This window comes from Streptomyces griseus subsp. griseus, assembly GCF_003610995.1.
GTDB lineage: Bacteria > Actinomycetota > Actinomycetes > Streptomycetales > Streptomycetaceae > Streptomyces.
Map to the genome: position 1 here is coordinate 4,732,665 of NZ_CP032543.1, position 12,350 is coordinate 4,745,014.

The window sequence follows — 12,350 nt, forward strand, 5'->3', positions numbered from 1 at the left end:
ACGCGTTGGTCACGCCGTTGGTCATGGACAGGCTGGCTGATCCACAAAGCGCCTGGTCGAGCGAGCACGTGTTGGAGCGACGACCGGGGCCGCCACCCCCCACAGGAGAGGCCCCGGCCGTCTTCCACGGGGTCGCAGCACGACCCCGTACTCATCTCAGCGCCGCGCCCGCGTTTTCTGTCACACCGCACCGCGGACCGCGAATTGTTGCGAGTTGTACAAGTCATGGACGCGACCCCTGCCGACCACGTAGCGTGCTGAGTCGCGCAGAGTGGCGCAGCAGTGTGACCAGCTGCGATTGAGGACAGCAGGGCGGGTTGAGGGAGTGCTGGGGGACGACGCGGAGCTGACCGCCGCGGTGCTCGCGGCACAGGACGGGGACGAGGACGCCTTCCGTGCTGTGTACCGCGCAGTGCAGCCACGGCTGTTGGGCTACATACGGACGCTGGTGGGCGAGCCGGACGCCGAGGACGTGGCGTCCGAGGCCTGGCTGCAGATAGCGCGCGACCTCGACCGGTTCAGCGGTGACGCCGACCGCTTCCGTGGCTGGGCGGCCCGCATCGCCCGCAACCGGGCGCTGGACCATCTGCGGATGCGCAGCCGCCGTCCCGCCATCGGCGGCGACGAGACCGAGCTGACCGGCCGGCCCGCCGAGTCCGACACCGCCGGTGACGCCATGGAGGCGCTGGACACCGACCGCACCCTGTCCCTCATAGCCCAACTCCCGCAGGACCAGGCCGAGGCCGTCGTGCTGCGCGTCGTCGTCGGCCTGGACGCCAAGAGCGCCGCCCGGACTCTCGGCAAGCGCCCCGGCGCCGTACGGACCGCCGCCCACCGCGGCCTCAAGCGCCTCGCCGAACTCCTCGGCGCCGAGCACCCCGACGTGCCCCGCCCCGCCGGTGCGCCCGCCCCCGGCGGCGGCTCCGAAGGGCCCGACCTGGCACCGGGCCAGGGGTCCGGGAGCGACGCAGCTCAGGGCGCGGTCGGCGGCGCGGAGCTCGGTGCCGTACCCGCTCAGCGGCCAGGTAGGGGCGGTCCGGCGGCGCCGGCCGGGGTCACTCCCGGTGTGACGCATTCGCGACCGTGGACGCAGAGGGACATGTGATGGCCGACGAGCAGGACGAGTGGCTCGACAAGGACGCGGCGGAGAGACTGCTCCGCGGCGAGCCGGTCGTACCCCTCGGCGACCAGGCCCGCGACGACGCCTTCCGGCTCGCCGAAGCACTCGGCGCGGCCCGCGCCACCCGCCGCGCCCCGGCCGGTGAACTCCCCGGCGAGGACGCCGTGCTCACCGCGTTCCGGCAGGCCACCCGCACCGGCGGCGACCGGCTCGCCGGGCGTGACGCGGGCGCCGCACTCCCCGGGCAGCCCGGAACGCTGCACTCCGTCCGCATCGGCGCCGCCCCCGCCGTCCCGCCCCGCCGCCCGCGCTGGAGCCGCCCGGTCCGCTTCGGCCTGGCCGTCTCGCTCGCGGGCTGCGCGCTCGGCGGGGTGGCGGTCGCGGCCGGTACGGGGATGCTCGCGGGCCCCTTCGGCGGTCCGGACTCACCCGCGCCCGCCTCCTCCGTATCGGCGGCGACCCCCGAACCGCTGGTCTCCCGGCTGCCCGCCGACGACCCGTCCGCCCCGGCCGAACCAACCCCGCCCGAGGACCCCGAACCGCTCTCCTCGCCCGAGAGCCGGCAGCCCCCCGCGACGCGGGAGCCCACGGGAGCGACGCCCGGCGGAACCGTCCCGGAGCCGGACGGCGACCGAAGGGGCGGGGGGACCCGTCCGGACGGGTCGGGCCGCCCGGACGCCTCCGAGGACCCGGCGGGCGGCCGTGACGACCACCCCGGCGGTTCCGGCGGCACGGACGAGGGCGGTGCCTGGTACGCGAAGTCCGTCAAGGCCTGCAAGGCGTTCCGCGCCGGCACCCTCGACGAGCGGAGCCGGCGCCAGCTGATCGAGTTGGCCAAGGGCGAGGAGAACCTGGAGCGCTTCTGCGACCGGCTCCTCGGGGGCGGCGGCTCCGGAGGCCCCGGTTCCGGAGGCCCCGGCGGCGGGGGCCATGACGGACCTGGTGACGGTGACGGCGGCTCGCTGCCGCCCGTCTCCTTCGAGCCCGCCCCGTCCGTCGCGGAGAGCGACCGCAGGGCCGATGCCGGCATACGGGCGGAGGCCGTTCCGCTGCGCCCGGCGACCCCTGCCCTGACCGCACCGGCCGCCGTATTCGCCCGCTGACCCGCACCTTCTCCCTCCGCCTTGAGGTGCGCCGCCAACAAGTGTGACGTTTTTCGGGCGCCGGGCGCAGTACAGAGTGAGCCGACTGGTCATCGGCCGCGCGACGAGCCGGGGTTCCCCCCGTACCTTCGGCTCAGCGCATCGGCGCGGGCGGGACACGTTCCCCCGGTCCCGCCCGCGCCCTCTCAGCCCCGCGGAGCCCTCACCAGTAGATGACGACCTTGTCGCCGTTCTTCACCTGGTCGAACAGGGCCGCGACCTTCTTCTTGTCCCGGACGTTCACACAGCCGTGCGAGGCGCCGCCGTAGCCGTTGGCCGCGAAGTCGGCCGAGTAGTGCACGGCCTGGCCGCCGCTGAAGAACAGGGCGTACGGCATCGGGGTGTCGTACAGCGTCGAGACATGGTCCCGGGACTTCCAGTACACCGGGAACTCGCCCTCCCGGGTGGGCGTGTACTCCGAGCCGAAGCGCACGTCCATCGCGGAGACGACCCGGCCGTCGATCATCCACGCCAGGGTCCGGCTCTTCTTGCTGATGCAGAGGACGCGGCCGGTCAGACACCGCTTGTCCGGCGCGGCCACCGGCCGCTCGGTCGGCGGGTCCAGCTCGTCGGCCGTGGGTGTACGGGTCATGGCCAGCAGCTTCCGCCAGGTGACCGCGTCGGTGGAGCCGGTGGCCTCCGTATCCCGCTTGGCCTGGAAGGAGCGGACGGCGTCGGCGGTGACCGTGCCGTAGTAGCCGGTGGGGTTGCGTCCGAAGTGCCCGATCTGCCGCAGCCGGGCCTGCAACTCCCGCACCTGGGCGCCTTCGGACCCGGTCCGCATCAGGATCTGGGGCGGTGGTGTGGGGGCGGTGCTCGGGCCGGGGGCGGCGGAGGAGGGCGTGGTCGCCGGTTCGGTGGGCGGAGGCGGGGTCGACGGGCTTGCGGGCGGGGTGGTGGCGGCCGGTTCGGCCGTGCCCTTGCCGTCGTCGGTGGGGGAGGGCGCGGGCGGTGCGGTGGTGGCCCGGGCCGACGGCTGCCGCAGCGCGTCCGCCTCCGGGTCCTGCGGCCCGCACCCCGTTGCCAGGAGGGCCGTCGCGAGCACCCCGGCGGCGGTCACGGCGGCCGCCCGCCCGGAGCGTTTGCCGCCCCCCTTCCCGTACGCACCGCTCGCCGAGCCCATGTCGCTGTCCGCCATCCCCGCCGTCCCCCCGGGCCGTCTCCGGCCCTCCGTCCGTTCGATCCGGTGCGTCACCGGTGTTCCCTGACGGGATGCCCGTCCTGCCCCATGGTCGAATCCTGCGCACGACGCTAGTGCCCTCAGGTCACGGCAGGACGGCCGAAAGGTCACGGCGAGACAGCTGGACGAGGAGACGGACAGATGTGCGAAACTCCGTCCATGCTGGGTGTCACCGACCTTCCGACCTACCTCGCGGGCCTGCTGCTGATCGTTCTGCTGCCGGGCCCGAACTCTCTGTACGTGCTCTCCGTCGCCGCCCGGCGCGGCGTACGCACCGGCTACAAAGCCGCCGCGGGCGTATGGACCGGGGACGCCGTCCTGATGACGCTGGCCGCCCTCGGCGCGGCCTCGCTGCTCCGCACCACGCCCCTGCTCTTCGCGATCGTCAAGTACGCGGGCGCCGGCTATCTGACCTGGCTGGCGATCGGCATGCTGCGGGCCGCGGTCTCCCTGTGGCGCGAACGGCACCGGCGTACCGCCGAACTGGCGGAGGCGGCCGAGGAGTCCGGGGCCGGGGCGACGGCGGAGAACCCCTACCGGCGGGCGCTGGTGGTGAGCCTGGTCAACCCGAAGGCCATCCTGTTCCTGATCTCGTTCTTCGTGCAGTTCGTCGACCCCGCCTACGCCTACCCGGCTCTGTCGTTCCTGGTGCTGGGGACGCTGCTCCAGCTCGCCAGCTTCCTCTACCTCTCGACCCTGATCTTCGGCGGCACCCGCCTGGCGGCCGCCTTCCGCCGCCGCAAGAGGCTCTCGGCGGGGGCGACTTCGGCGGCGGGCGTGCTGTTCCTCGGGTTCGCGGCGAAGCTCTCGCTCAGCAGCGTATAGCCGTCCCGGCCCGCGTCCTCACTCGTGCCGGGCCCCCTGTGGTGGCCCTCAGGCCGATGTGAGGCCAAGGCCCACGCGTCCGCCGTACGCGGTGAGCCCGGACGGCTCCTGTCCGGCCCAGCCGATGTAGCCGTCCGGCCGGACCAGGAACAGCCCGCTCCCGTACGACTCCTGAGCCGTACCCCGGTACGTACGCACCGACGCGTCCGCCGCCGAGGGGAGCGCCGCGTCCGTGCCCAGCGCCAGCAGCGTGAAGTGCGGGCCCCGGAACACGTCGAACAGCCGCCCACGCGCACCGGCCGGCCCGTCCGGCGCCCGGTCACCCGCCTCCAGTGCGCCCGCCCGGCCGGCGGAGAGGGGGCCGCCCCGGTAGCCGAGCCCCAGTTGCTGGGTGTCCCGGCCGCGCTCCTGGCGGCCCTGGTGGATGCGGGTGGACAGGCCCAGCATCGCCTCGGCGACCGGGCGGCGCTCCTGCTCGTAACTGTCGATCAGGGCCTCGGGCGCACCGTGCAGCAGCACCTGGCCGAGCTTCCAGCCGAGGTTGTACGCGTCCTGGACGCTGGTGTTGAGGCCCTGGCCGCCCGCCGGGGAGTGGATGTGCGCCGCGTCCCCCATGAGCAGTACCCGGCCCGCCCGGAAGCGGTCGGCGAGGGCCGCGCGCGGGCGGAAGTCGGAGGACCACCGGACCTCGGTGACGTCCCCGGCGGCCAGGTGGGTGCGGTCGGCGACCAGGGCGCGTACGGCCTCCGGCGCGAGGTCGGGCGCGCCCTGCTGGAACTGGGCGACCAGCTGGAAGTCCGCCGTGCCCGGCAGCGGGCACAGGGTGGTGTGGCCCACGTCGCCGGTGAAGATGTGCCAGTTGTCCCGGTCGAGGGCGCTCGCGGCGATCCGCACGTCGGCGACCAGCATCGGCGCCGGGTCCACGCTCCCGCCCGTCATGCCGACCCCGAGCGCCCGCCGCACGGTGGAGCGCCCGCCGTCCGCCGCCACCAGCCACGACGCCCGGACCGACCCGGTCGTCAGCTCGGCGGTGACACCGTCGGCGTCCTGGGTCAGCGAGGTCAGGGCGGTGGAGAAGGCGACGTCGCCGCCGAGTTCGCGCAGCCGGGCGAGCAGGATCTCCTGGGTCCGCCACTGGGGGAGCAGCCAGGGCTCCCCGTACGGCTCCGCCTCGGTGGGCGCCGCCCGGCGGAACATGTCGTAGGGGCCCTGCCGTGTGCCGTCCGCCCACACCATCCCGACCGGCGCGGTCCCGCCGTACGAGCGCACCGCCTCGCCCACCCCGAGGTCGTCGAACACCTCGCGGGTGCGGGGCTGGACGCCCTTGCCCCGGGAGCCGGGGAAGAGGGCGGCGGCCCGCTCCACGACCAGGGCGGGGACGCCCCGGCGGGCCAGGTCGACGGCGAGCGCGAGGCCGCTGGGGCCGGCGCCGACGATCAGCACCTCGACCCGGGAGGGGAGCGGGCCGGGGCCTCCGGCCCTTTCCTTAACGCTGTTAAGTTCCATGATTCGGAGTCTGTGCTTAACGCTGTTAACTTGTCAAGGTGGGTACGACGAAGATCGACCGGGCACGGGTGGCCGACACCGCCCTGCGGCTGCTGAACGAGGTGGGGCTCGACGGGCTGAGCCTGCGGGCCATCGCCGGGGAGCTGGGCGTCAAGGCGCCCGCCCTCTACTGGCACTTCAAGGACAAGCAGGCCCTCCTGGACGAGATGGCCACGCTGATGTACCGCCGGATGCTGGCCGACGACCTCCCCGACCCGGCCGCCGTCACCACCTGGCAGGCCCAGCTCGTCGCGTACAACACCGCCCTGCGCACCGCGCTGCTGCGCTACCGCGACGGCGCGAAGGTCTACAGCGGCGCCCGCTTCACCGGCACCGACCACGCCCCCGGCCTCGAAGCGCATCTGCGGACCATGACCGGCGCGGGCTTCACCCTGCGCCAGGCGGTCCGCGCGGGCACCACCGCGTTCTCGTACACGATGGGGTTCGTCACCGAGGAGCAGGGCGTCCTGCCCATGCCCGGCGAGCGGCGCGACGGGTTCGAGGTCGGTGAACGGGCCGCGCGCATGGCCGGGTTCCCGCTCGCGGCGGCGGCCGGGAGCGAGATCTTCAACGGTTACGACGAGCGCTTCGAGGACGGACTGCTGCTGATCGTCGCGGGCATCGAGGCGCGGTACGGGGTGGGGTGAGGGGGCGGTCCCCGAACCGCAGGCCCCCCGGGACTCCCTCCCTCCGGCCTACCGGATGCTGGAGAAGCCCGGCCGCACCCGCACCCGCTCCTGCTCCTGGGCGACGTCGAGTGCCGGGGTGGTGTCGCCCGCCGGAGCCGGGGCGCTGAACTCCGGCCCGACGTCCACGGAGAGCAGGAGCCGGCCCGCCTGCCGCTTGACGACCGCGTGGTGCCACTGCCCGTCGTTGTACGCCGAGGTGGTCCGTACGCCGGCGAAGGCGCCGCCCGTGTCGATCGCGGCGCGCGGAGTGCCACTGGCCGACTCCGCCCGCAGCCAGAACTGCCTGACGCCCGAGCCCATGCCGTAACGCCAGATGATGGGCCGCGCCCCGGTCGCGGCGGAGCCGAGGGCCGTGGCGGCCGGCGGCAGGGTGAGGGCGGCCGTACCCGGCCGGGCTCCGGTGCGCCGGGAGCGCGACCGGTGTCCGAACAGGGGCATGGTGATCCTCCGTCGGGTGGTGTGCGCGGGAGTGCGGAGGGCCGGCGCGCCGGCCCGTCAGCGGCTCCTCCCCGCCAGGGCTTTCCGCAGCAGCGGCGTGAAGCGGCGTTCCACGTACCGGTGCAGCAGCCACGCCAGCCCCAGCATCACCGCCAGGGTCAGCGCGAACGTCGCCCACGACGGCACTCCGAGCCCCCGGTGCAGGCCGCCCACCACCACCCAGCCCAGGTGCTCGTGGACCAGGTAGAACGCGTACGTGAGCGCCCCGGCGACCGTCAGCCACGGCCGGTCGATCCGGTTCAGGGCGCCCAGCGCGACGGCCGCGACGGCGGCGAAACCGGCCGTCACGATCAGGATGATGACCGCCGACGAACGGTAGGAGAACGCGTCCGGGCCGTCCGGCCGCCACAGCTCCGCCACCGCGTAGTGCTGGCCCAGCAGCCAGCTGACCGCGACGATGCCCCAGGCCAGCGCGTCACGGCGGTCCCGGTGCACCAGGTAGAGGCCCATGCCGCCGATGAAGTACGGGGCGTACTGCGGCATCAGCAGCACATCGAGGAACGGCTCGCCCGAAGCCTGCGCGAGCGCCGCCGCCAGCGTCCACCCGGCGCAGAACAGCACCACCCGGCGCCGGTTCACCCCCGGCAGCACCACGCACAGGGCGAACAGCGCGTAGAACCGGACCTCGGCCCACAGTGTCCAGCACACCCCCAGCACCCGGTCGGCCCCCAACGGCTGCTGCAACAGCGTCAGGTTCAGCAGCGCGTCACTGGGGGAGACCGCCTCGTAGGCGACCATCGGCAGCGCGAACACCACGGTGACCAGGACGACCGCCGCCCAGTACGCCGGCATCAGCCGGGAGGCGCGCGAGGCGAAGAACGCCGACGGGGTGCGCCCCCAGCCGCTCATGCAGATCACGAACCCGCTGATCACGAAGAAGACCTGTACCCCGAGACAGCCGTACGCCAGCCAGGTGTGGGCGGTGGGGAACTGGGTGGCGGGCGAGCTGCCCCAGGCCGTGGTGATCTCGCCGCCCCGGCCCCCGTAGTGGTACCCGGCCACCATCAGCGCGGCCAGAAGCCGCAGCCCGTCCAGGGCGCGCAGCCGCACCTTCGGCCGGGCGGCCGACGCGGGCGCCCGCCCCTGGAGACCGCCCTCGGGCGGTGCGGACCGCGCCGCCGGCCCTCGCGGTGTGCTGGTCAGATCCTGCGGTGTGCTGGTCACATCCTGCGGTGTGGTGGTCAAACCCGCCCCCTCCTCGGCCGTCGCGCCGCGCCAGCGTAGAGCGGCCGAAGGGCCCGGAACGCCCGGGAAGTGCGCCGTTTCCCGGCCTGACAGGGGAAGTTCATCCTTCGGTCGTCCAGGTTTCCTACGGTGACGCGCAACCGAATCGCTGCGCGGAACCTCACGCCGGGTCACCCCGGCAGGAGGCCCGGACCCCGCGCGAACCGAAGCCCCCTCCTCCCACGGGCACCAGACGCTTGGAGCGCCATGACGAAAGCCCGCACCCGCTGGCCACGGCAACGCGACGCGGAGGCCCCGACGGCCTCCGGAGAGACGGTGGCAGCCGACCGGGTCGACGCCGTGGATCTGGAGACCTGCCTGAGCGCCTGTGCCGCGCACAGCACCAAACTCGTCGCGAGTCTGGACCGGCGGCGCATCGCCCTGGCCGAGGCGCTCCGCAATCTCCTCGCCACCCGTGCCGCGACCGCCCCGGCCACATCGGGCATGAGCCCGCTGCCGCTGCCGCTGCTGCGACGCCCGGCCAAGGCCTCGTCCGGCTCCGCCCTGCCGCTCGGCGAGGCGCTCATCGACCCGCTGCTCGCCGTCGGCAACAAGGCCCTGGACTGCGGTTACGAGGACGAGACGAAGCTCGCCCTGATGGTCGCCGACACCGTGCTCACCCAGCGCAAGCGCTCCCGGGCCGGCTGGCGGCTACGCGCCCGTGTGCTGGAGGCCATGGGCGCCGAGAGCGCCGCCGTCGCCGCGTTCGAGCGCTACCTCGAATTCACCGAGGAGGACGGCTTCGGGGTGGCCTCCAAGGTGGCCGGGCTCCGCGAGGGCGCCCGGCTCCAGGCGGCGCTGGTGCAGCGGCTCGCCGACGGCTGTCCCGAGGCCCGGGAGTACGCCGGCCGGTCGGTCACCGACTCCTGGGCGCGGGGCCTGGAGCTGCACGCCCGGGGCGCCCTGGACGAGGCCCGGCCGCTGCTGCTCGGCGCGCTGCTCGGCCAGATCGGAGCCGACGCCCCGGTGCACGAGATCCAGCAGACGGTCACGCACTACCTCGGCCTCCTCCGCGAGGAGGCCGGTGTCGCGGGCGGCGGGAGCGCGCCCACGGCAGGCCCCGGCGACCCCGCCGCGCTCGCCGAACTCACCGCCCTCACCACGCTCTACGCGGAGCAGCGCAGGGCCCGGATGCGCGGCCCGGTCGACGACCCCACCTTCGGCGGCGTGCAGTGGCTCACCCTGGGCGAGTTCCGCAACCGGATCGCCGGGAAGTCCCTCTGCCTGATCGCCAACTCCCAGCGGGTGGGCGACAGTTCGCTCGGCAAGGAGATCGACGACTACGACCTGGTCGTCCGCTTCAACTCGTACCGGATCGACCCGGCCGCCACCGGCCGGCGTACCGACATCCACGTCAGCATCCACAAGCACGGCTTCAACTGGGACCAGCAGGTCGACACCCGGCTGATCTTCGGCGGCATCTCCGGCGACTGGAAGCACTCGCTGCGCAACCGGCTGGTGCCGGGCGCGCAGACCTACCTGGGGGACGAGTCGCTGCGCTGGCCGGTGCGCGACATCGGCCGCCTGGGCCGGGACGTGTGGCCCTCGATCCCCACCAGCGGCTTCAACATGCTCTGGCTGCTGGACTTCCTGGACGTGAGCCCCCGCCTCGACCTGATCGGCTTCGACTTCTACGAGAGCGGCGCCTACCGGCTGCCCGCCGCCATGCGGATGCCCATCACGTCCGTGCACGAGTACACCAGCGAGAAGGCGTGGGTCATGGAACGGGCCCGGAGCGTCACCGACACGAGGATCCGACTGCGATGACGATGCCCACCACCTCCACCGCGGCCCCCGTGGCGCCCGCGAACGCGCTGACCGGGAAGCGCCGCATCGCCTTCGCCAGCTTCGTGGACGAGAACTACCTGCCCGGCTTCCTCACCCTGCTGCGCAGCCTCGCCCTGTCCAACCCGAACGTCTGCGAGGACTTCCTCGTCCTGCACGACGGCCTGCGCCCCGACTCCGTGGCGAAGATCCGCGCCCTGCACCCGCGCACCGACTTCCGCCGGGTGGACGCCGGCCACTACGACGCGTACGCCAAGGGCGACCAGGACAACTACCTGGTGCGCAAGGCCTACTTCATCCTCGATGTGTTCCGGGTCCGCGACTACGACACCGTGATCACCCTGGACACCGACATGGTCGTCCTGGACGACCTGAGTGAGCTGCTGCGGCTGCGCGAGGGCCTGGCCGCCGTCCCGCAGTTCTTCTACGGCCGGCACAAGCTGAACAGCGGGCTGCTGGTCATCCAGCGCGAGTATCTGACCGACACCTTCTGCGCCGAGCTGGACCGGGTCGGCCGGGCCGGCTCGTACGAGCTGGACAAGCACGACCAGGGCATCCTGAACGCCGTGCTGGACGGCGACTTCGTCCACCTCGACGCCCGCTACAACTTCGTCAAGCGGCGCCTCTCCGGCGACCTCCCGGTCCCCGAGGGCACGGCGATCCTGCACTTCACCGGGCGGCACAAGCCCTGGCAGGGCGGCGAGGCGGGCTACGGCGAGGCCGAGGCCCGCTGGCACGAGTACGACCTGCCCGACGCCGAGTTCCACGCCGCCTACCTCGCGGCGGGCGGCACCAGACACCACGACCTGCTGGTCCACTACGGCACCCCGCACGTGCGGCGCACCGGCGACGTGGAGAGCGCCCGCAAGGTGGCCGCCGCGCACATCCTGGCCGGCGAGTACCAGGAGGCGGTCGACCTGCTCGGCCCGCTGCGCATCCCGGTCGAGGAGTCCTGGCCGCACGAGGTGCTCGGCCACGCCCTGATGAGCGTGTCCCGGTACGAGGAGGCCCGCACCCAGCTCCAGCTGGCCGCGGCCGCCCCCAACCGGGCCGCCACCGCCTACGGGCGGCTCGCCCAGATCGCCTGGATCCACGGCGACGACGAGGGCGCCTCCCGCCTCGCGCTCCAGGGGCTCGGCGTCGACCCCACCCACCGGGCGAACCGGCTGATGCACCTGCGCACCACCGGCCTCACCCGGCCCGCCGAGGGACCCGCCTCCGGCCAACTGGCCCATGTCGCCTTCTACATGGAGCGCCAGGGAAACGCGGGCGACAAGCTGCTCCCCGAGAGCGTACGGCTGGCCTTCGGCCAGGACACCGGGCCCGACCGCTGGCACTCGGTCCACGCCCACCGGCTCTTCGACGAGGCGGCTCTGGAGCGGGTCAACGCCCGGCGGGGCCTGGTCATCGGCGGCGGCGGGCTCTTCATCCCCGACACCGCGCCGAACGGCAACAGCGGCTGGCAGTGGAACGTCCCCGACGAGCTGCTCGGCCGGATCGACGTACCCGTCATGGTCTACGCGGTCGGCTTCAACGCCTTCGACGGCCAGGCCTACGGGCACGGCCGCAAGCGGTTCCTGTCCAGCCTGCGCAAGCTGGTGGAGACCTCCGCCTTCTTCGGGCTGCGCAACCACGGATCGATCGAGAAGGTCCGCGACCTGCTGCCGCCGGAGCTCCAGGACAAGGTCCGCTTCCAGCCCTGCCCGACCACGGTCACCCGCCGGCTGGTCGACGGCTGGCGGGACCCGGCCGAGCGCGAGAACACCATCCTGGTCAACGCCGCCTACGACCGGGCCGGTCTGCGCTTCGGTCACGACTACGGGCATTTCCTCGGCGAGATGGCCACCGCGGTCACCGCGCTGGGCGAACAGGCCGAGGTGCGGTGTGTGGCCCACTCGCTGGACGACGAGCGGATCGCGTTCGACCTGCGGCGCGAGCACGGCATCTCGCTGCCGGTCATCCCGATGTACGACTTCGGCAACGACGCCATCCGTGACGTCTACGCCCGGACGAAGCTGGTCATCGGCGCGCGAGGGCACGCGGGCATGATCCCGTTCGGCTGCGGTACGCCGATCATCAGCCTGATCTCGCACCCCAAGATGGCCTATTTCCTGGCCGACATCGAGCGGCCCGAGTGGGGCATCTCCGTCCACGACCGCCACCTGGGCGCCCGCCTCACGGAACGGGCGACCGAGCTGCTGGCCGACCACGCGGCGACCGTCGCCGATGTGCACGGCCGCCAGCAGGAGCTGTGGAAGGTCACCGAGGCCAACGCCGCCGACCTCCGGGTGATCGTGGGCCGGTAGTCCGACACGGCGGTACGGCGGTGGGGCGGGTCCGAG

Annotated in this window: 10 protein-coding genes; 6 read left to right on the forward strand and 4 right to left on the reverse strand. The window is 73.5% G+C overall.

Translation table 11 applies throughout. From position 1 onward, the window contains the following. The first annotated feature begins 325 nt into the window (after positions 1–325). Complete coding sequence (locus D6270_RS21480; RefSeq protein WP_109163990.1) at positions 326–1,105, forward strand: RNA polymerase sigma factor; 780 nt, start codon at positions 326–328, stop codon at positions 1,103–1,105. After that, positions 1,105–2,223, forward strand: a complete 1,119-nt coding sequence (locus D6270_RS21485; RefSeq protein ID WP_109163989.1) for a hypothetical protein — start codon at positions 1,105–1,107, stop codon at positions 2,221–2,223. The genes D6270_RS21480 and D6270_RS21485 overlap by 1 nt, the downstream gene beginning before the upstream one ends. A 202-nt stretch (positions 2,224–2,425) precedes the next feature. Here the strand turns inward: D6270_RS21485 and D6270_RS21490 are convergent, their stop codons facing one another. Then, complete coding sequence (locus D6270_RS21490) at positions 2,426–3,400, reverse strand: L,D-transpeptidase family protein (protein ID WP_204117075.1); 975 nt, start codon at positions 3,398–3,400, stop codon at positions 2,426–2,428. A gap of 201 nt (positions 3,401–3,601) precedes the next feature. Between D6270_RS21490 and leuE the strand changes: the two genes are divergently transcribed. Next, on the forward strand, positions 3,602–4,267 hold the full coding sequence (gene leuE / locus D6270_RS21495; protein WP_109163988.1) for a leucine efflux protein LeuE: 666 nt from the start codon (positions 3,602–3,604) through the stop codon (positions 4,265–4,267). Positions 4,268–4,315: 48 nt separating this feature from the next. On the opposite strand, the gene D6270_RS21500 is transcribed toward leuE, so the two are convergent. Further along, positions 4,316–5,773, reverse strand: a complete 1,458-nt coding sequence (locus D6270_RS21500; protein ID WP_109163987.1) for an FAD-dependent monooxygenase — start codon at positions 5,771–5,773, stop codon at positions 4,316–4,318. 38 nt (positions 5,774–5,811) lie between these two features. On the opposite strand from D6270_RS21500, the gene D6270_RS21505 reads away from it, so the two are divergent. Then, complete coding sequence (locus D6270_RS21505; protein ID WP_109163986.1) at positions 5,812–6,459, forward strand: TetR/AcrR family transcriptional regulator C-terminal domain-containing protein; 648 nt, start codon at positions 5,812–5,814, stop codon at positions 6,457–6,459. A gap of 48 nt (positions 6,460–6,507) precedes the next feature. Here the strand turns inward: D6270_RS21505 and D6270_RS21510 are convergent, their stop codons facing one another. Beyond that, positions 6,508–6,939: a laminin G domain-containing protein gene (locus D6270_RS21510; protein ID WP_109163985.1), complete on the reverse strand. Its 432-nt coding sequence runs from the start codon at positions 6,937–6,939 to the stop codon at positions 6,508–6,510. 57 nt (positions 6,940–6,996) lie between these two features. After that, complete coding sequence (locus D6270_RS21515) at positions 6,997–8,184, reverse strand: acyltransferase family protein (RefSeq protein WP_225976922.1); 1,188 nt, start codon at positions 8,182–8,184, stop codon at positions 6,997–6,999. A 246-nt stretch (positions 8,185–8,430) separates the two neighbouring features. On the opposite strand from D6270_RS21515, the gene D6270_RS21520 reads away from it, so the two are divergent. Together D6270_RS21520 and D6270_RS21525 are read left to right on the forward strand one after the other, a co-directional pair. Next, positions 8,431–9,990, forward strand: a complete 1,560-nt coding sequence (locus tag D6270_RS21520; RefSeq protein ID WP_109163984.1) for a glycosyltransferase family 29 protein — start codon at positions 8,431–8,433, stop codon at positions 9,988–9,990. Next, positions 9,987–12,314 carry a glycosyltransferase gene (locus tag D6270_RS21525; RefSeq protein ID WP_109163983.1) on the forward strand — a complete coding sequence of 776 codons (2,328 nt, stop codon included), beginning with the start codon at positions 9,987–9,989 and terminating at the stop codon, positions 12,312–12,314. The genes D6270_RS21520 and D6270_RS21525 overlap by 4 nt, the downstream gene beginning before the upstream one ends. The last annotated feature ends 36 nt before the right edge of the window (positions 12,315–12,350 follow it).

Excerpts from the sequence above, each read along its gene's own strand:
- D6270_RS21525 (WP_109163983.1), top strand. The coding sequence starts at position 9,987 with ATGACGATGCCCACCACCTCCACCGCGGCCCCCGTGGCGCCCGCGAAC.
- leuE (WP_109163988.1), top strand. The coding sequence starts at position 3,602 with ATGCTGGGTGTCACCGACCTTCCGACCTACCTCGCGGGCCTGCTGCTG.
- D6270_RS21520 (WP_109163984.1), top strand. The coding sequence starts at position 8,431 with ATGACGAAAGCCCGCACCCGCTGGCCACGGCAACGCGACGCGGAGGCC.
- D6270_RS21500 (WP_109163987.1), bottom strand. The coding sequence starts at position 5,773 with ATGGAACTTAACAGCGTTAAGGAAAGGGCCGGAGGCCCCGGCCCGCTC.
- D6270_RS21490 (WP_204117075.1), bottom strand. The coding sequence starts at position 3,400 with ATGGCGGACAGCGACATGGGCTCGGCGAGCGGTGCGTACGGGAAGGGG.
- D6270_RS21485 (WP_109163989.1), top strand. The coding sequence starts at position 1,105 with ATGGCCGACGAGCAGGACGAGTGGCTCGACAAGGACGCGGCGGAGAGA.
- D6270_RS21510 (WP_109163985.1), bottom strand. The coding sequence starts at position 6,939 with ATGCCCCTGTTCGGACACCGGTCGCGCTCCCGGCGCACCGGAGCCCGG.